Source organism: Paenibacillus sp. Z6-24 (assembly GCF_054161335.1).
In genome coordinates this window covers 3,255,374-3,274,473 of sequence record NZ_CP096398.1, presented here as the reverse complement: position 1 = coordinate 3,274,473, position 19,100 = coordinate 3,255,374, and the positions used below count along the sequence as shown (strand labels likewise).

14 protein-coding genes are annotated in these 19,100 nt (G+C 53.3%); 13 read left to right on the top strand and 1 reads right to left on the bottom strand.

From position 1 onward, the window contains the following. The first annotated feature begins 74 nt into the window (after positions 1 to 74). The 11 genes from allB (at position 75) to M1D61_RS14120 (ending at position 15,135) form a co-directional block, all read left to right on the top strand. Positions 75 to 1,469, top strand: a complete 1,395-nt coding sequence (allB, locus tag M1D61_RS14170) for an allantoinase AllB (protein WP_458119260.1) — start codon at positions 75 to 77, stop codon at positions 1,467 to 1,469. After that, positions 1,462 to 2,736 carry an allantoate deiminase gene (gene allC / locus M1D61_RS14165; RefSeq protein WP_458119259.1) on the top strand — a complete coding sequence of 425 codons (1,275 nt, stop codon included), beginning with the start codon at positions 1,462 to 1,464 and terminating at the stop codon, positions 2,734 to 2,736. The genes allB and allC overlap by 8 nt, the downstream gene beginning before the upstream one ends. Further along, positions 2,723 to 3,976 (top strand): pyridoxal-phosphate-dependent aminotransferase family protein, encoded by a 1,254-nt coding sequence (locus M1D61_RS14160; protein ID WP_458119258.1) that lies wholly within the window; start codon positions 2,723 to 2,725, stop codon positions 3,974 to 3,976. The genes allC and M1D61_RS14160 overlap by 14 nt, the downstream gene beginning before the upstream one ends. Further along, positions 3,976 to 5,565 carry a gamma-glutamyltransferase gene (gene ggt, locus M1D61_RS14155; protein ID WP_458122515.1) on the top strand — a complete coding sequence of 530 codons (1,590 nt, stop codon included), beginning with the start codon at positions 3,976 to 3,978 and terminating at the stop codon, positions 5,563 to 5,565. Before M1D61_RS14160 ends, ggt begins: the two co-directional genes overlap by 1 nt. Before the next feature lie 216 nt (positions 5,566 to 5,781). Further along, entirely contained in the window at positions 5,782 to 7,107 is a 1,326-nt protein-coding gene (locus tag M1D61_RS14150) for a 5'-deoxyadenosine deaminase (protein ID WP_458119256.1), read from the top strand. A gap of 116 nt (positions 7,108 to 7,223) precedes the next feature. Continuing rightward, positions 7,224 to 8,336, top strand: a complete 1,113-nt coding sequence (locus M1D61_RS14145) for an XdhC family protein (protein WP_458119255.1) — start codon at positions 7,224 to 7,226, stop codon at positions 8,334 to 8,336. Next, a complete protein-coding gene (locus M1D61_RS14140; protein WP_458119253.1) occupies positions 8,302 to 9,090 on the top strand; it encodes a nucleotidyltransferase family protein in 789 nt (262 codons plus the stop codon). The genes M1D61_RS14145 and M1D61_RS14140 overlap by 35 nt, the downstream gene beginning before the upstream one ends. 335 nt (positions 9,091 to 9,425) lie before the next feature. Continuing rightward, the gene (locus M1D61_RS14135; protein ID WP_458119251.1) at positions 9,426 to 10,415 is read left to right on the top strand and encodes an FAD binding domain-containing protein; all 990 of its coding nucleotides are present in this window, start codon (positions 9,426 to 9,428) and stop codon (positions 10,413 to 10,415) included. A 6-nt stretch (positions 10,416 to 10,421) separates the two neighbouring features. Beyond that, positions 10,422 to 12,773 (top strand): xanthine dehydrogenase subunit D, encoded by a 2,352-nt coding sequence (gene pucD / locus M1D61_RS14130; RefSeq protein ID WP_458119250.1) that lies wholly within the window; start codon positions 10,422 to 10,424, stop codon positions 12,771 to 12,773. After that, entirely contained in the window at positions 12,770 to 13,285 is a 516-nt protein-coding gene (locus M1D61_RS14125) for a (2Fe-2S)-binding protein (RefSeq protein ID WP_458119248.1), read from the top strand. The genes pucD and M1D61_RS14125 overlap by 4 nt, the downstream gene beginning before the upstream one ends. 791 nt (positions 13,286 to 14,076) lie before the next feature. Continuing rightward, entirely contained in the window at positions 14,077 to 15,135 is a 1,059-nt protein-coding gene (locus M1D61_RS14120) for a phosphotransferase (protein ID WP_458119246.1), read from the top strand. A 30-nt stretch (positions 15,136 to 15,165) separates the two neighbouring features. On the opposite strand, the gene M1D61_RS14115 is transcribed toward M1D61_RS14120, so the two are convergent. After that, positions 15,166 to 15,843, bottom strand: a complete 678-nt coding sequence (locus M1D61_RS14115) for a tetratricopeptide repeat protein (protein WP_458119244.1) — start codon at positions 15,841 to 15,843, stop codon at positions 15,166 to 15,168. Between the two features lie 197 nt (positions 15,844 to 16,040). Here M1D61_RS14115 and M1D61_RS14110 point away from each other — a divergent pair, with 197 nt between their 5' ends. Continuing rightward, a complete protein-coding gene (locus M1D61_RS14110) occupies positions 16,041 to 17,570 on the top strand; it encodes a tagaturonate reductase (protein WP_458119242.1) in 1,530 nt (509 codons plus the stop codon). Next, positions 17,567 to 19,075: a UxaA family hydrolase gene (locus tag M1D61_RS14105; RefSeq protein ID WP_458119240.1), complete on the top strand. Its 1,509-nt coding sequence runs from the start codon at positions 17,567 to 17,569 to the stop codon at positions 19,073 to 19,075. Before M1D61_RS14110 ends, M1D61_RS14105 begins: the two co-directional genes overlap by 4 nt. The last annotated feature ends 25 nt before the right edge of the window (positions 19,076 to 19,100 follow it).

The window sequence follows — 19,100 nt, the reverse complement described above, 5'->3', positions numbered from 1 at the left end:
TTGAAATGAGCATACACAAAGCACTCCGCAGAAGGAAACAGCCATATGATGTCGACAGAAGAGGGGGAAGGGTTATGCAGCCGAATATCTGGGATTGTATTATCAGAGGGGGGATGGTTGTCCTGCCGGATCGGGTGGAGATGCTGGATATTGCCATAAAAGATGGCCGGATTGAAGCCTTGCTGCCGTCTTTGTCAGCAGCAGGGGACGTACCGGTCATGGATGCTGCCGGACTGCATATACTTCCGGGAGCGGTGGATATTCATGTTCATTTTAACGAACCGGGTCTGGGTGCCTGGGAAGGATTCGAGACCGGCTCGGCAGCGCTGGCAGCAGGCGGGATCACCACCTATGTGGATATGCCGCTCAATGGCATCCCGCCTACTGTCAGACCAGAATATCTGGATCTCAAAAAGCAGGCCGCCGAGAACCATTCCTATGTGGATTATGCGCTCTGGGGTGGCCTGGTGGAAGGCAATATCGATCAGCTGCAGACGCTATCAGATGGCGGAGTGGCCGGATTCAAAGCTTTTATGTCGGAACCGGGTGGAGAAGGCGAGGATATCTTCACCCGGGTGGATGAGCAGACCCTGCTGGAAGGCATGACCGAGATTACCCGGCTGGGACAGGTGCTGGCATTGCATGCCGAAGATGAACAGCTGGTCTCTGTGCTGGCTGCCGAAGCGCAGGCGAGTGGACGGACAGGCATTATGGATTATGTACATTCTCGACCGATTGAAGCGGAAATGCTGGCGGTACAGCAGGCATTGTCCTTGGCACGTCAGAGCGGCTGTGCACTGCATTTTGTACATATCAGCAGCCGGGAGGCGGTCGAGATCATTACCGCTGCCAAAGTGGAAGGCATGGATGTCACCGTAGAGACCTGTCCGCACTATCTGGTACTGTCCGAAGAATCCATGTTAGAGAAGGGAAGTCTGGTCAAATGCGCTCCGCCTCTCAGAACGAAGCAGCAGCAGGATCAGCTGTGGGAGGCGGTCAGTGCAGGACTGATCGATATTATTGCATCCGATCATTCTCCATGTCCGCCCGTGATGAAGCAGACGGATAACTTTTTTACCGTCTGGGGCGGAATATCCGGAGGTCAGAGCACTCTGATGCTCATGCTGGAACAGGGATATCACGAACGTGCTATTGCGCTGCCGCAGCTCATGCAGATGCTGGCTGCCCGGCCGGCTGAACGGCTGGGATTGGGTCATTGCAAAGGCAAGATCGCCGCAGGAATGGATGCGGATCTGGTGTTGGTTGATCTGGCAGGCAGTTATGAACTCACCGAGAGCGATCTGCAGGATCGACATAAGCAAAATCCTTATACAGGGTATTCTTTCTCTTCGCATATTAGGCGTACGCTCGTAAGAGGTTGTACAGTATACGAACATCAGCTGGGCCTGACAGGCAGCCTGGCGGGTCGCTTCGTTGCCCGTCAGACTGGAGGTGTCGTCCATGGCTGAACAGACGATAGCACTGCTGGAGCAGTACGGTGTCAAAATGGACCATATGCTGGAATGGCTGTCCGGCTATGGATCAGATGAACAGGGTGGTGTCACCCGTCTGCTGTATACGCCTGAGTGGTTGGCTGCGCAGGATGCGCTCTCTGCCTATATGAAGGAACACGGTCTGGACACCTTTTACGATCAGGCAGGTAACCTGACCGGCCGACTCACGGGGACCGATTCTGATTTGCTGCCGGTTGTTACCGGTTCTCATATCGATACCGTGATCTGTGGAGGCAAATACGATGGAGCTTACGGAGTGGTCGCCGGTATACTGGCACTTACGTATCTGCAGGAAGTATACGGTCCGCCGGTACGGACGATTGAAGTGGTATCCTTTTGCGAGGAAGAGGGGAGCCGCTTTCCGCTGACATACTGGGGATCGGGCAATATAGCCGGGAACTATAGCATGGCCCGGATTCCGGCTGTCTGTGACAGAGACGGAATCACGCTGGAACAGGCGATGAGGGAAGTGGGATTTGGCCCGGATTCACCGCATAGGCCGTGTCGGCGCAGCTGGGATACTTATATGGAGCTTCATATAGAACAGGGATGTGTACTGGAGCGCAGCCATCAAGCAATTGGCATCGTGAATGGTATCGTCGGCCAGCGGCGAATCCGGATAACGGTCAAAGGGGAAAGCAATCATGCCGGCACGACTCCGATGGGCTGGCGCCGTGATGCCCTTGCCATTGCGGCAGAGATGATTGTCCGGATTCGCCGCTCCGCTCTGGAAGCCGGTGATCCGCTTGTCGCGACGGTCGGCTCGATCCAGCCTTCCCCGGGTGTATCCAATGTGATCGCCGGAGAGACTTCATTTACACTGGATATCCGCCATCTCGATGTGAAGGTGCTGGATGAATATACGTCCATGCTCCAGCATGATTTAACAGAGATCGCCCGGCAGGAAGGACTCGAAATGGATTGGGAGGAACATCTGAATGCCGATCCTGTACTGATGCAGCCGGAGATTATCGCCGATTTGCAGCAGATCTGTACATCATCCGGGATTGCTCACCGGACCATGCCAAGCGGTGCCGGGCATGATGCCCAGATCATGGGTACTCGGCGTCCGGCGGCGATGATTTTCGTACCCAGCCGGGAGGGGATCAGCCATAACCCGCTGGAATATACAGCTAATGAAGATTTGATGCAGGGATTCCGCGTACTGACACAATGGTTATATCAATATGCTTACCGAGGTGACTGCCATGAAACGTTATAAAGATCTTGCACCGCCGCCGCGTACGATTATGACGCCCGGTCCGGTCGAAGTGGACCCGCGTGTACTCCGGGCGATGTCGTATCCGATCCTGGGACAGTTTGATCCGGCCTTTACCGATCTGATGAATGAGACGATGGAAATGCTGCGTGAGCTGTTCGTTACCGGCAATCAATGGTGTTATCCGGTAGACGGCACTTCACGCTCCGGACTGGAAGCGGTTCTGGTCAGTCTGATTGAACCGGGAGATCGGGTGCTTGTGCCTATTTATGGACGATTCGGACATCTGCTCACCGAGATTGCCGAACGCTGCGGTGCGGAAGTGATCACGATCGAAGCAGAGTGGGGAACGGTATTTGATCCGGAACAGGTCATTAGCGCGATCCGTCAGTATCGTCCGGCACTGGTAGCGATGGTGCATGGAGAGACGTCGACCGGATGTATGCAGCCGCTGCGGGAGATCGGGCATTATTGCCGGGAAATGGATGTGCTGTTCGTGGTCGATGCCGTCGCTACGATCGGCGGTGTACCGGTATATGCAGATGACTGGCAGATTGATGCGGTCATGGGCGGCACCCAGAAATGCCTGTCGGTTCCGGCGGGGATGGCGCCGCTCACTTACAATGACCGGATAGAGCGCAAGCTGCTGGCTCGTAAAAGTATCGAACGCGGACTGCGCAGCGCATCCGATTTCCAGCCGGCTTCCGTATCGGACAGAAGCCGAATTGCCAGCAATTATCTTGATCTGGCCCAGCTGCAGGATTACTGGAGCCCGGCCCGGTTGAATCACCATACGGAGGCGACTTCGATGCTGTATGCACTGCGGGAAGGACTGCGCATTCTGCTGGAGGAAGGACTGGAATCACGCTTTGCCCGCCACAGGGAGAACGGAGCAGCCATTGTAGCCGGTGTACGGGGAATGGGACTGCAGCTGTTCGGCAATGATCAGGCTCGTCTGCCGGTCGTTACCTGTATCGAGATTCCGGCAGGAATCGATGGCGAGAGTGTCCGCTCTATGCTGCTGGAGGACTTTGGCATCGAGATCGCCAGTTCATTCGGTCCGCTCAAAGGTAGAATCTGGCGGATCGGCAGCATGGGCTACAGCAGCAGCCGCAAAAATGTGCTGCATGTGCTGGGAGCGCTGGAAGCGACTTTGCTGCGGCATGGTCTGAAGCTGCCGGCGGGCGAGGGGGTACAGGCTGCGCTGAATGTCTATGCACACAAGGAGGAAGTGACGTGCTGATGAATATCATGCCCCTCTCACGCAAAGGCATGGTCGCTGCGCCTCATTATCTGGCCAGTCAGACCGGTGCCTTTATATTACAATCCGGCGGTAATGCCATCGATGCAGCTGTCGCTGTCAGTGCGGTACTCGGTGTCGTGTATCCGCATATGACCGGACCGGGCGGAGATGCCTTTTTCCTTATTCATGACGGCCGAACAGGAGAGATCAAAGCCTATAACGGCAGCGGACGCTCTGCAGCAGGAGCTGTACCCCAGTGGTATCTGGGCAAAGGATATACATCCATTCCACAGCGTGGACCACTATCTGCTGTCACCGTACCGGGGATGGTCGATGCCTGGGAAGCGGTATGGAAGCGATATGGACGTCTGCCCTGGGCAGAAGTGATGCAGCCTGCTGTTCGTTATGCGAAAGAAGGATTCCCGGCTTCGCCGAGTCTGGCCCGCTGGACGGTGCGTGATCTGGAGTGGCTGCAGGCGGACCCTTATCTGCATCGAACTTTTCTGCGGCAAGGACGACCGCTGGAAGAAGGAGACTGGATCGTACAGCCGGAGCTGGCAGCCGCCTTGCAGGGAATTGCTGAGCAGGGAAGCGCTTATATGTATGCAGGCATGCTGGGACAGCAGATCGGTCAAGCGGCTGAGCAGGATGGCAGCCTGCTGACTGCCGCAGACTTTGCCGCGCATCAGGGAGAATGGGTAGATCCCATCTCTACCACCTACCGGGGGCATGAAGTGCATCAGCTGCCGCCGAATACGCAGGGATTTTCGTTGTTGATGATGCTCAATATGCTGGAGCAGACCGATCTGTCGGCTGTTGCGCGCTTCTCACCGGAGTTCTACCATCTGATGACCGAGACAGTGAAAAAGGCTTTTCGCGACCGGGACCGTTATCTGACCGATCCGGGATTCCGCGATATCCCGCTCGAACGGCTGCTGTCCAAGGAATATGCACAGAAATTATGGCATGAAATGCAGTACCAGCCGAAGGCAGCAGATCATCTGTCCGCCGCAATGGGACAGGATACCGCCTATGCAGCCGTAACGGATGAAGAAGGCAATGCCGTTTCGTTTATCCAGAGTCTCTATTTTGATTTTGGATCAGCATATGTACCGGGAGGGCATGGCGTTATCTTACAAAACAGGGGTTCTTTCTTTTCTCTGGATGACCGGCACCCGAATGTACTGGAACCGCGTAAACGAACCTTCCATACGCTCATGCCGGGCATGGTCACCAAAAACGGCAAACCCTGCCTGTTGCTCGGTACACAGGGCGGCGAAGGACAACCGCAGACCCAGCTGTCCATCCTGACTGGCATCATTGATTACAAGCTGAATATTCAACAAGCCATCGCCCTGCCCCGCTGGCTCTACGGACGTACCTGGGGCACATTCAGCGATACGCTGAAGATCGAGAACCACTCTTACGAAGACATCTATTCCAGACTGGAAGCCTACGGACACACTGTCGAACCTATCGGTGATTATGATGCCCTGATGGGCGAGGCCCAGGGCATCCATATCAGCGACCAGGGCCTATTCAGCGGAGCTGCCGACCCACGCAGCGACGGCATGGCCATCGGCATATAAGCTATCGCCGGATAAGCAGTTGAACCGGAGGAGAGGTCTTTATTCCTTTCTGGAGTGAATCACCAAGGTCCATCCCATTCTTTATTTACCTGCCACACATACCATGTAGAAATAGAAGCCACAGTAAAGAATCAGCACAACCAACAATGAACTGCCGCAGACTCTCATCACATCCATATACGTCGCAGCAGCCATACACCAGAGGGGGAAGCGGAAATGGCAAGCATATTGATCAGACAAGCCCAAATCGTAACCATGAATGCAAGCGAAGAAGTGTTTACCGGCGATCTGCTGATTGAAAATAACAAAATCGTCAAAATGGGCGCTCATCTCGATGATCATGCCGACCGTGAGATTGATGCGCGCGGCAAGACGCTTTTGCCCGGCTTTATTCAGACGCATATCCATCTGTGCCAGACCATTTTCCGGGGGCGGGCAGATGATATGGAACTGATGGACTGGCTGCGCAAACGGATCTGGCCGCTGGAAGCTGCCCATGATGAAGAATCCATCTTCTATTCGGCGCTGCTGGGCATTGGTGAACTCATTTCCAGCGGGACGACCACGATCTGTGATATGGAAACCGTTCATCATACGGATTCCGCATTTCAGGCGATGGCGCAGAGCGGTCTGCGTGTCATCTCCGGTAAGGTGATGATGGATCACGGGGATGATGTACCGGAACCGCTGCAGGAAAACACTGAAGAATCTTTGCAGAAAAGTGTGGATCTGCTGGAAAAATGGAATGGATTCGGAGGAGGGCGTATCCAGTATGCATTCTGTCCGCGCTTTGTCGTCTCTTGCACAGAGAAGCTGCTGACCGAAGTACGTGATCTGTCTGCTCAGTACCATGTGCGTGTCCATACCCATGCTTCGGAGAACCGCGGCGAGATTGCACTCGTCGAGCAGGAGCGGGGCATGCGCAATATCGTCTATCTGGATCATATCGGACTGGCCAACCCGCGCCTCATTCTGGCACACTGTGTCTGGCTGAGTGAAGAGGAGAAGCAGATTCTGCACAGGCGTGGGGTCAAAGTCACCCATTGTCCAGGCTCCAACATGAAGCTCTCTTCCGGTATTGCAGAGATTCCCGATCTGATGAACCGTCATATTCACGTCGGTATCGGAGCCGATGGAGCGCCGTGCAACAACAATCTCGATATGTTCCAAGAGATGCGCATGACCGCGCTTATCCAGAAAGTGCCGCATGGTCCGACTGTGATGGACGCACGTACCGTACTGCGGATGGCGACGATGGGCGGCGCGGAAGTGCTGGGACTGTCCAAAGAAATCGGCAGCCTCGAAGTGGGCAAAAAAGCGGATCTGGTGCTGCTTGATCTGGAAGATTATCATACGTTTCCTTCCCATGATGTGGATGTGTATTCCAGAGTGGTCTACTCAGCTGCACGCAGCAATGTGGATACGGTCATTATTGACGGCCAGATCGTTTTTGAGAACCGTCAGGTAAAGACAATCGACCGCAGTATTGTACTGCGTGAGTCCGATCGTTCGATCAAGCGGCTGCTGAGCCGAATTGGCTGATAGCAAAGGCGGTTTTATGTTTTAATCCATTTCTTAATGGTGATGGCTTGACTGGAGAGCGGACGAGCAGGCAGTTTTCACAGCGGATTCGATCGGGAAGAGGGGAGCTGAAGACGATGGATATGAAGGATTTATGCGTAATGGCCCGGCGTGAGCGTCAGAATCATATTTGTACCGTTCTTGCTACAGTCGTACATGTGCAGGGTCATGCTTACCGCAAGGAAGGCGTCTCCATGCTGCTGACCGAGGATGGACGGCACTATGGAACGATCAGCCCCGGCTGTCTGGAAGAAGACCTGTGCGGACGGGTAGAATCTGCCTGGAACAGCTGCACAGTACAGATGGTGGAATACGATATGCGTCCGGCAGATGATCTGTCATGGGGAGAGAATGTCGGCTGCGGCGGATGTCTCCATATTTTGCTGGAGCCGGTACGCGGTGAACTGGAAAATATTTTGGAGACGCTTGATCAGCGGCTTGAGCAGGGAGAGGCAGTGATGCTGAGCCGTTCGTTTGTTGAAAATGGACCGAAGGTAGAGTACAGGCTGTCTTCCACGGCTGCCGAGCCTGGAGAGCCAGCACAGTTCGTACAATTAACGGAGGAATCTGCATCTGCCGTTTCCCCTGGGATCTCCCAGACCCTGTTCCTCGCTCATAATCGCGATCCGGAATATGCCAATACTCCTTCGATGGAGAATAAAAAGTATACGTTCATCCGTACCTACCGTCCCAAGCCGCGTCTGATTCTGATCGGAGCAGGCGATGACAGTCGACTCGTCAGCTCGCTTGCGCAAGCTTCGGGATTTCGGGTAGTTGTTGGAGATTGGCGTGAAGCACTTTGCACCGACGAGCGATTTCCCGGTGCGATCTGTATTACCGGATTTCCGGCAGAACTGTACACCCGTATCTCTCCGCAGATCGGTGATTATATGCTGCTCATGAGTCATAATTTCCCGAGAGAACGGGAGTGGATTGAGCTGATCGAGGATTGTCCATATGCTTATCTCGGCATTATGGGATCATCCGAACGAACAAGACGGTTGTTCGACAGGCTGCCTGTCTATCCTCATGTGCATTCTCCGGTTGGCCTTGCGATTGGAGCGGATGGACCCGATGAGATTGCGATCAGCATTGCAGCCGAATTAATTGCCGTCAAAAGAGATCGTAAGCCGCAGCCGAGGGAGGGAACTGCTCATGCGTATCGCCGGATTAGTGCTGGCAGCCGGTAAAAGCAGTCGGATGGGCAGAGACAAGCTCTCTTTACCGCTCTGTCCACATCCAGATGGTGCATCTGCAGGACAGGTTGATTTGCCTAATTATCCACAAGAGAATGATGGCGACCATACAGCCTTTGCTGCCGGAGACCGAGTACAGGAGCATACAGAACAGGAACAGACAGCAGAAGGTCGACGATCTGTCTCCGACCAGTCAATCAGTGTGGGTAGCAGCGTGCTGAGTGTCATACACTCCGAAGGCCAGCTGTCCCCGATCGTTATTGTGCATGCCCCTCATTCTTCCGAAGCATGGCAGAGGGAAGTGCAGCAGTGGTGCCGTACGGATGGATGGTCTGCCGCAGAATGTGCCGAAGCAGAAAGGGGCATGTCCTATTCTATCCGCTGCGGTATGCAGCAGATTCGGCAGTCAGCGGCTGATGCAGTCATGATCCTGCTGGCCGATCAGCCGCTCATTGATGCGCGAATGCTGGCAGATATGATGAAATCCTGGCAGCAGGCCGGAGAGGTACTGGATTATATAGCTGCTTCGGATGGTCAGCAGGCTCAGCCACCTGTCATTCTGGCACGCCGTATCTGGAACAGGCTGGATGAACTAAGCGGAGATCAGGGAGCGAGAAAATTGCTCCGGCAGCCTGATCTACGGGGACAGACTCTGCAGTATGCCGCCCATCATTTCTGGGATACGGATACACCGGAAGCCCTGCAGCACATACGCGACCATATCAAACACTCCTTGAATGCTGAATGATTCGGAGTGTTTTTGTTATTTGTTGAATTATTTATATAGAAGCGGATAGATCAGTGCCTAAAATAGATTGGAAAATTGGTATGAGAATTATAGGTTGGGTACCTAGCAGGTTCTTTCATTTTGTATACTTTTCATCTGTTTTGATTTCAGTATAATATGATATTTTACGTTAATTTAGTTTACATATGATAACAGTTTTTAGAATGGTTTAATATAAACAAACTAAAATAAGCTTAATATTTAGAATTTTCACAAATATTAGTCAGTTTAATTGACGCATATTATTAGTTTAATTACGATATGTTAAATAATATTGACAATGTGGAGGTGAGCTCATGAATAGGCAAAGCACAGCATCCTCATTGTCTGATCCGGTGCTTCCCTGTGTCTGGGAGCCAGCGAGTGCAGAAGAGGCGATCACGCTGAAGCGTCAATATGGTGCGGATTCGGCCTACATTGCAGGCAGTACCTTGCTGCGTACCCAGTGGGAAGGCGGGCTGCTGAACGTTCCGAGACATATGATTCGGCTGGATACGATTGAGGATCTCAGCGATATTCAGGAAGATGAACAGCAGATTCGGATCGGAGCCTTAATGACCCTGCGTGAATGTGGGCATGATCATCGGCTGCGTATCCATGGCAGTACCTGCAGTACGGCCTGTCGTCATATTGCTGCTCCAGCCGTACGTAATCTGGGTACGATAGGCGGCAATATTTCATCGGCTGTAGGGGATATGATTCCTGCCCTGCTCGTTCATGAGGCCCGGCTCGTCTGGATGGATACCGAACATCATCCCTCCGAATACGAGCAGGAACTGGTCGATTGGCTGGAACAGGTTCGGGTAGGCAGACGCAGCCTGTATGCGGTACTGCTCGGCATTGTTATTGATAAAAGCGGGCCGGATACTACGCCTGATCTGCATAATCATCAGAACTCAGCCCCTTTACATACAAGCTTTTCCAGTGAACCATCCTGGCGGGAGATTAGTTTTTACCGCAAAGTGGGACGGAGAGAAGCATTTACCCCTTCGCTCGTGACGGTAGCTTTCCGGGCGCTTATGAATCGTGAGGGAGTACTGGTGAATGTGAAGGCTGCTGCAGGCGGCGGTGCCGGTCTCGCGATGCGGCTGAGCCGATGTGAACAGCTGCTGGAAGGCAAAGTCTATGACCCACGGTATACAGCAGAATTGGCTGCACTTGTGGAAAAGGAATGGGTGAGCTACAGCGATCCATTTGCCTCGGAATCATACCGTCGTCAGACCGCCGGCAATCTGCTGGCGGCAGGATTGTGGGAGACATTAAATCAGGAGATAGAAAGGGGATGACGGGAGATGCTGCTGAACCGGGAGAATAGCGGGGAACGATGGCGCAAACGCAGAGATGGACGTGAAAAGGTAACCGGAGAGCTGCGTTATCTGACAGATATGACCGCAGAAGGCATGCTGTATGGACGGGTGCTGCGCAGCAGTCATCCCCATGCACGTATTCTATCGCTGGATACATCGGCAGCCGAAGTTTATGAAGGTGTGATAGCCGTCATCACCCACCGGGATGTACCGGGTCTGAATCGGTTCGGCATTGCCGTACCCGATCAGCCTGCACTGTGTGAGGACAGGGTCCGTTATATCGGAGACGCCGTGGCAGCAGTAGCAGCAATTACGCCGGAGATTGCCGAATATGCGTTGTCTCTGATCCGGGTGAACTATGAAGTGCTGGAGACCATCACCGACCCGCTGCGCGCTCTGGAAGACACTGCTCCACGTCTGCATCCTCAGGGCAATGTACTGCATCGTACTCAGGTCAAGCAGGGAGATGCAGATACCGCTCTGCAGAACTGCACTTATGTGGTCAAAGAAGTATACAGCACTCCACGCCAGATGCATGCCTATATGGAAACGGAAGGCGGATTGTTCGTCCCCGAACCTGATGGGCGTCTGACCGTCTATGCCCCGACCCAGCACGGCTATAAGGACCGGATGCAGATCGCCCGGATTCTGGATTGGGAAGAAGAACGTATTCGCGTAATCTCCAGTCCGATTGGCGGTTCATTTGGCGGCAAGGATGAGCTGAATGTACAGCCTTACGGATCGCTGCTGGCACTGAAAAGCGGCCGTCCGGTCAAAATGCACAATTCACGCATGGAATCGGTACGTGCAGGGCTCAAGCGCCATCCGATGCGGATCGAGATGGAAACCGGTATGGATGAGCATGGACGTCTGCAGGCTCACCGGGTGCGCATCGTCGCGGATACCGGCGCTTATGCCACACTTGGTGCGCCGGTGCTGAATTTTGCCACAGAGCATTGTATGGGACCTTACCGTCTGCAGCATGTGGACGTCGAGGGAGTATCGGTCTATACGAACAATGGGGTATCCGGCGAGTTCCGGGGATTTGGCGGCAACCAGGCGATCTTTGCGATGGAAGGCCAGATGGATCGGCTGGCGGAGAAAATAGGTATGGACCCGTGGGAATTCCGAATGCTCAATCGCCGGCTTCCCGATGATCCCGGTCCACTGCAGCAGGAGATCTGGCGAACGAACGGACTGGAGCAGGTGATGCAGGCGCTGGCGCAATCTTCGCTCTGGCAGCGCCGGACAGTAGATGCTGCTCTGCCGGCTGCTGTCATGACAGGCTATGATCCTGTGACAACAGCTTCACCGGTGCCACCATGGATCAAGCGCGGAATTGGTTCTTCGCTGGCGATGCATGGAGCAGGGCTCGGCTATGGAATTGATGATCCAGCTGGAGGACGTCTTTCGCTGAATGCACAGGGGCAGATCGAAGTGGCGTTCAGCTACGAAGAATTTGGTCAGGGCTTGATCGCGACTCTGGAAATAATGCTGATGGATCTGTTCCATTGTACGGCTGAAGATATCAGCATTGTGATTGGCGATACGGATAGGGTGCCTCACAGCGGTTCCAGTACGGCCTCGCGTTCAACGACGATGGCCTGGATGGCGCTGCAGCGGCTGAAGACTCCTTTTCTGCAGGCGGTTTTGCAAAAGGCACAAGAAATGACCGGCATCCCTATCGATCAATTGACCACAGGTGAACATGGTATCTGGCAGATGATCACGGAGGAAGGGGAGGAAATGAGCCGCAAACGGGTGGTTTCCTACCGGGAAATTGCTGGGGTGACTGAGGACAAGGAATTGACCTTTGATACCAAGTTCTCTTATCCAACGACACCGGACGAAGTGGTCGGCGGGCATTTCCTCTATACGTATGCAGCCGTAGCCGCCGAAGTGGAAGTGAACACACTGACAGGCCATGTTAAGCTGCTGGATACGTACCATACCGTAGCCGCCGGTCCGGTGATCAACCCGATGGGATTTGTCGGGCAGATCGAGGGCGGTAGTGTGATGGCACTTGGATTTACACTGACAGAGGATGCGGTCATGGAAGAGGGACATTATATGACCCGCAATATGGATACGTATATGATTCCCAGCATTCAGGATATGCATACCTCGCTGGAGGTCGAAGTGATTGAAGATCTGCCGGAGAATGATCCTTTTGGTCCCCGAGGAATCGGCGAGATTGGCTCGGTCGCGCTGGCACCGGCGATTACAGCAGCGATCCGGCAGGCAACTGGACAATGGATCAGCCATCTCCCGGTCCCTCGGGAACAGTTGATTCAACGAGCCGGTTTATGGCAGCAGGAAGGAGTGAGCCCACAATGAAGACGACAAGTATGCAATGGCAGGTTGTAGTGAATGGCAAGGCTCAAGAGATGGAGATTGCTCCTTCCCGGCGGCTGCTGGATATTTTGCGTGATGATCTGGATCTGACCGGCACCAAAGTATCCTGTGAAATCGGGCGCTGCGGTGCCTGCATGGTATTGATCGACGGAGAACCGATGAACTCCTGTCTCATGATGGCTTACCAGTGTGCAGGTACCGAGATTGTGACGATCGAGGGGTTGCATGGCGAGACAGAAGACGAGCTGCACCCGATCCAGGAAGCATTTCTGGAAGAAGGCGGTTTCCAATGCGGTTACTGCACACCCGGCATGATCATTTCTACCAAAGCACTGCTGGACCGCATTCCTCAGCCAGCAGAACAGGAGATTAAAGAAGGGCTGTGCGGTAATCTATGCCGATGCACCGGCTACGGTGGCATTATGCGCGCTGTCGAGAGCGCCGTTGACAAATGCGCCCATCGCAGCTCCCTGTTCCCCGCAGCAAGTTCATAAATAAAGGAATCTTTTCAAACGAATAACTTCCACCATAACAAATCACAATTCACATCATTGCCAAATAGCAGCCATGCTAAAAATCAAAATCGGCTGCTATTTGGCATATAATGAATATTACGGCATGACATACGCTGAAGCATCCACCGCGAAACCTAACACAAAGACCAGGGTACAAACAGCAGCGATAAAACAACTATCCCACCGTCCACAAACAATTTCTACCCTATTTCAATCCAAATATATTAAACACCATACCTCATCCACCGATGATATATTTGGGACCTGTAAATTACTTTACGATAGGTAACCGCTCGCAAATCAGCATAATCCCGATACATCACCCGGCAGTCCCCAAGAAGCAGAGGCAGCAATACACCGGTAAATTGCCCTGTCCATGCCGCTCCCGGATGAAATAGTGTTCACTGGCTCCGGTTCGTGTTATCATATAGCTTTGGCAATGTGTAACGGGATGGGATTTGCCGGAAATGGCAGGAAGCAGACCTGCTTCCGTCGAATGTTATAAGACGCCTCAGCCTGGCAAAAAGTAAACAGGCATCACAATGATCTTTCGGTCATATTCCGGGAAGAATCCGATTGGCAATGAAGCAGTCGGAAACACTCGAGTCTGCTAAAATAGAGCGGCTACAGCAGGATACGGGTTGAATCAATCAATGGATGATCATTAGTCTGCCACATCGACGTTGCCTGTATGGGAACCGGCAGCCGAAAGTCGTAATCGGCATTCTCCCTTACCCGCATAGGATAAAAGGCAACAAGGAGGGGAATCATTGGAACGTGAATATATAGATTCCATGGAACAACTGGCAGATCACTATTTCCCGTCAGGGAATTGGCATATGGTAGAAGGCAAGGGCGGAATGAACAATACCACAATGTTCATCGACCATGCTTCCCGGCGTTATGTATTGCGCCGTTATGAGACACATCGCGAGCCTGACAAGGTACGCTATGAACATGAAGTACTATCGGTACTGCCCGAGGTGTTGACGGGACTGGAGATTCCGCAGCCCGTCAAGGATCCGGAAGGCCAAACGATATGCATGACCAGCAGCAAAACGCAGACAGAAGGGGAGCGCAGCGGCAGACTCGCGGCTTTATTTCACTATGTGGATGGCAGCAACCCTGTTCTGGCAACGGAAGATCAGATTTACCGTTTTGGGCAGGCCGCAGGCAAATTGTCTGCTGCACTGGCACAGGTTCAGATTGATCTGCATCCGGTCTATCCGCCCTATTACCGGCTGGGACAGTCTTATCCGCTCTGCAGTCCGGGACGACTGGAAGCATTCTGTGCGAATCCACCGGAGAATTTTGCGGAGATTGCCGATACACTGTACCGGATCGGTGAAGGACTGGGCGAGCAGCTCGTTCGTATTACCCGGCTCGCTTCGCTGCCGCATCAGCTGATCCACGGGGATCTGAATGCATCGAATATGCTGCAATCGGAAGATGGAGAGATTACCGCCATTCTGGATTTTGAATTTGTAACCCGTGATTTGCGGGCGATGGAGCCGGCCGTCTGTCTGTCGGATATGCTGAGCAGCATGGAATGGACAGAGCAGGATGAACAGCGCTGTACTGCCTTTTTGCAGGGATATGCGTCGGTGATCACGCTGACGGAAGCAGAGTCCGTACGGCTACCGCTGCTTATTTTGCTGCGCCGTATTGATGTGTTTATGCATTTTCTGAGTCGTTATTTCGAAGGGATCGACCAGGCGGATGTGGTGATTATGCAGGCGAAGCGTCTGGACGAAGGACTGAACTGGTACAAAAAAAGCGGCCCCCTGCTGAAAGCAGTCAGCCGCCGCATATTCGGATATGATGCCTGATCCGGAACCTGATTATTTTGGCAAAAGCAGTTAAGTTGAAAATATTCTACGCAGCCAGCTACGGAATGCCCATCCGCGCTCGCTGCGTTTTTTGTATTTGGGCAGGAAGCGGTAGAGGGACACTCCTTCGTCAAAAGCGCTGCGGGCAGCTTCGGTATGGCCAAGCGAGCGGTCCAGCATACCAAGCATATAATAGGCCCGGCAGGAAGAGGACTGCATACTGCGGAACTGCTCCAGATAATGCAGCGCCCGCTCCTGATCTTTGCCAATATATTCGGAAGCAAGGCGCAGATATGGTTCGCCATATTTGACACGGGGATTTATATCCAGTGCCTGCAAAATATGACGTTCTCCTTCAGCCTGCTGACCGGTATGCAACTGACAGGTGCCCAGATCGTCCCAATATTCGGCCGAATCCGCATAGGCATGACCGATCTGCTCCAGCCATCCGAGAGCTTCCCGGTGACGCTTACGTTCCATGAGCAGACGGGCCAGTTCATAACGGGAAGACATATCACTTGGGCTGCCGGCAATGAGCCTTCGCAGGCTGCGAATACGGCTGAGCCGCCGCAGCGGGCGAACCAGACTGGGCGAGATGCCGACAAACCTGCGATCCAGCACATAGACAATAAAGAGGATGACCAGCAGGGCCAGAAAGGGATTGCCAAGCAGCCACCACAGAATGGAGAAAAGAAAAATTTTACTCATGACTCGATCGACCTCCTGTGGAAATATCATTTAGACTGTCAATCAACCGGCAGCCGGGAATCCAGAAATTTTTACTAAAAAATGATATAATTCCTGTCAAATATTCACTATTTCAGTCTAAATGATGATACAATGATGTTCAAGAAAGGCTTTTTATCATAAAATGTTAACGTGAACATTTTCGAAAATGGAGGAATATGATGACAATCAGCAGACTACAGCCTTTGTTACGACTGGGCTTAACCGGTGAAGATGAACGCCGCAAACATGTACACATGCAGCAGCTGCCAATCAAGGTACTGCAGATTGGAGAAGGCAACTTCCTGCGCGGATTCGCCGACTGGATGCTCCAGGAAAGTATCGCTTCCGGCAAATATCATGGCAGCGTCGTACTGACTCCGCCTACACCGAGAGGAGCGGCCAAGCTCAAGCAGATTGAGCAGCAGGAAGGACTCTATACGCTGGTAGTGCAAGGACTGCAGGATGGACAAAAGGTAGAGAAACGCCAGATGATCTCGGTATTCAGGGATTATGTGGACCCTTATACCGAGTGGGAGCGGTTCTTGCAGCTGGCTGAGCTGGAGTCGCTGGATGTGGTCATTTCCAATACGACCGAGGCGGGGCTCGTGTATACGCCGATCGACTATGTTCCCGGCGAGCCGATCACCAATTTCCCTGCACGATTGACCGTACTGCTGCAGCGCCGGTTTGCTCATTTCAACGGAGACCCGAAGCGCGGACTGATGATCCTGCCCTGTGAGCTGATAGAGAATAATGGAGATGTACTCCGGGAGTATGTGCTGCGCTACGGACGTGAATTTGGCTTTGGTGAAGAATTCTGCAGCTGGGTGGAGCAGTCACAGCTGTTCCTGAACAATCTGGTGGACCGGATCGTGACCGGGATGCCGGGAGAAGAAGAATATGCGCGGCTGACCGGCAGCTGGGGCTATGAAGATTCATTTCTGACCACAGCAGAGCCTTACCATCTCTGGGCGATTCAGGGTGATCCATCGCTCGACCGCCGTCTGCCGCTTGCTCAGGTCGGACTGAACGTACAATGGGTGCCGGATCTGAAGCCGTTTCGCCAGCGCAAGGTGCATATACTAAATGGGGCGCATACCCTCATGATGCCTACAGGTCTGCTGCAGGGCAAATCGACGGTTCGTGAAGTCATGGAAGATTCCGAACTTGGTGAATGGGTGAGACAGACGGTAGACCTGGAAATTATCCCGGCGCTGCCGATCCTGCCCGAGGAATTGAAGCGCTATGCGGCGGAGACTTTTGAGCGGTTCGCCAACCCGTATCTGGAGCACCGACTGCAGGATATTGCCATGAACAGTATCAGCAAATTCCAGTCCCGTCTGCTGCCTGTATTGAAAGCGTATACAGAAAAGTTTGATCAGCTGCCGGAGCAGCTCGTATACGGACTGGCTGCACTGCTGCGTCTCTATCAGGTACAAGAGACCGAGCAGCAAGATGGGACCAAAGCTTTTACAACAAAGCTGCCGAATGGCAGTACGATGAACATTCGTGATCACTCCGGGCAGCTGGGTCTGCTGGCGGGTCACTGGGCCGGATGGCAGCAGCATGATGAGTCATCGCGCCGCCAGGTCATACATGACATACTGGCAGATACCGGGATCTGGAATGAAGACCTGACAGCTATCGCCGGACTGTCTGAAGCGGTAGCATCGAAATGGATACAAATGGAGGTTCATCCGACATGAATACAATTATGAGAGACTATATCGCTATCCAGCAGCAGGATGATGTCATTATCGCCCTGCATGATATGGCACCCGGTGATACGCTGGTACTGGATAATGGAGACATCCTGTCCGTTGTAAACGATGTGCCGCGTGGTCACAAAATAGCTGTTCACTCGATTGAGCCTGGACAGGATGTGATTAAATACGGTTTCTCGATCGGCAAAGCAACAGTGCCGATTGCTCCAGGGGAATGGATTCACAGTCATAATCTTCATACCGGTCTATCCGGTACACTGGAGTATGAATATCAACCGGAGCTGAGCTGGCAGCCACGTGTACTCCCGCCGCATCTGCACACCTTTGACGGTTATGTGCGGCCCAATGGGGAAGTGGGAATTCGCAATGAGATATGGATCATCAATACAGTCGGCTGCATTAACAAAACCTGTGAAGTGCTGGCACGTACCGCTCATTCGGAAATGGTCGGCAGAGTAGACGGGGTGTACCATTTTCCGCATCCATTCGGATGCTCCCAGCTTGGCGATGATCTGGAATATACACGCCAGCTGCTGAGTTCGCTCGTGCTGCATCCCAATGCGGCCGGCGTGCTCATCATCGGACTGGGGTGTGAGAACAATCAGATTGAGCAGTTTGCCGCCGGCATCCCGGAAGAGTATGCCTACAAAATCCGTTATCTCAAAGCCCAGGAAGAGGATGATGAGATCGAAGCAGGAATGGAATATCTGGAGGAACTGGTCTCGCTGGCCGAGCAGGAGCAGCGTCAGCCGCTGCCGCTGTCGAGGCTCAAAATCGGTCTCAAATGCGGCGGTTCCGACGGATTATCCGGCATTACCGCCAATCCGCTCGTCGGTGAAGTGGCGGACTGGATCGTCTCCGCCGGTGGGACGGCGATTCTGACCGAGGTACCCGAGATGTTCGGCGCCGAGACCATTCTGATGAACCGCTCCGCCAGTCCGCAGGTATTCGGCCAGCTGGTGGACCTGATCAACGGGTTCAAGCAGTATTTTGTGAATCATGGACAGAATATTTATGAGAATCCATCGCCAGGCAACAAGGCGGGCGGGATCACCACACTTGAAGAGAAGTCGCTCGGATGTACGCAAAAAGGCGGTCATTCCCAAGTAGTGGACGTGCTGCGTTACGGCCAGCGTGTACATCAGCCGGGACTGAATATTGTGGAAGCGCCAGGTAATGATCTGGTGTCCGTGACCGCACTCTCGGCTGCAGGCGCCCATATCGTATTATTCACCACCGGACGGGGGACTCCATTTGGCGGACCCGTGCCAACCGTCAAGATTGCGACCCAGTCCGAGCTGGCGAACCGCAAAAAGCACTGGATTGATTATAACGCCGGTCAGCTGCTGGAAGGACAATCCATGGAACAGGTCTCGCTGGATCTGTTATCCCGGATTGTGGATATTGCTTCCGGCAGAAGCCAGACGAACAATGAACAGCGCGGCTTCCGCGAAATCGCCATTTTCAAAGATGGAGTTATCCTGTAAACGGGTATAGCCTATTATGGGATCG

Bases quoted from the DNA above. Each gene is read 5' to 3' on its own strand.
- allB (WP_458119260.1), top strand. From the start codon at position 75: ATGCAGCCGAATATCTGGGATTGTATTATCAGAGGGGGGATGGTTGTC.
- allC (WP_458119259.1), top strand. From the start codon at position 1,462: ATGGCTGAACAGACGATAGCACTGCTGGAGCAGTACGGTGTCAAAATG.
- M1D61_RS14160 (WP_458119258.1), top strand. From the start codon at position 2,723: ATGAAACGTTATAAAGATCTTGCACCGCCGCCGCGTACGATTATGACG.
- ggt (WP_458122515.1), top strand. From the start codon at position 3,976: ATGAATATCATGCCCCTCTCACGCAAAGGCATGGTCGCTGCGCCTCAT.
- M1D61_RS14150 (WP_458119256.1), top strand. From the start codon at position 5,782: ATGGCAAGCATATTGATCAGACAAGCCCAAATCGTAACCATGAATGCA.
- M1D61_RS14145 (WP_458119255.1), top strand. From the start codon at position 7,224: ATGGATATGAAGGATTTATGCGTAATGGCCCGGCGTGAGCGTCAGAAT.
- M1D61_RS14140 (WP_458119253.1), top strand. From the start codon at position 8,302: ATGCGTATCGCCGGATTAGTGCTGGCAGCCGGTAAAAGCAGTCGGATG.
- M1D61_RS14135 (WP_458119251.1), top strand. From the start codon at position 9,426: ATGAATAGGCAAAGCACAGCATCCTCATTGTCTGATCCGGTGCTTCCC.
- pucD (WP_458119250.1), top strand. From the start codon at position 10,422: ATGCTGCTGAACCGGGAGAATAGCGGGGAACGATGGCGCAAACGCAGA.
- M1D61_RS14125 (WP_458119248.1), top strand. From the start codon at position 12,770: ATGAAGACGACAAGTATGCAATGGCAGGTTGTAGTGAATGGCAAGGCT.
- M1D61_RS14115 (WP_458119244.1), bottom strand. From the start codon at position 15,843: ATGAGTAAAATTTTTCTTTTCTCCATTCTGTGGTGGCTGCTTGGCAAT.
- M1D61_RS14110 (WP_458119242.1), top strand. From the start codon at position 16,041: ATGATGACAATCAGCAGACTACAGCCTTTGTTACGACTGGGCTTAACC.
- M1D61_RS14105 (WP_458119240.1), top strand. From the start codon at position 17,567: ATGAATACAATTATGAGAGACTATATCGCTATCCAGCAGCAGGATGAT.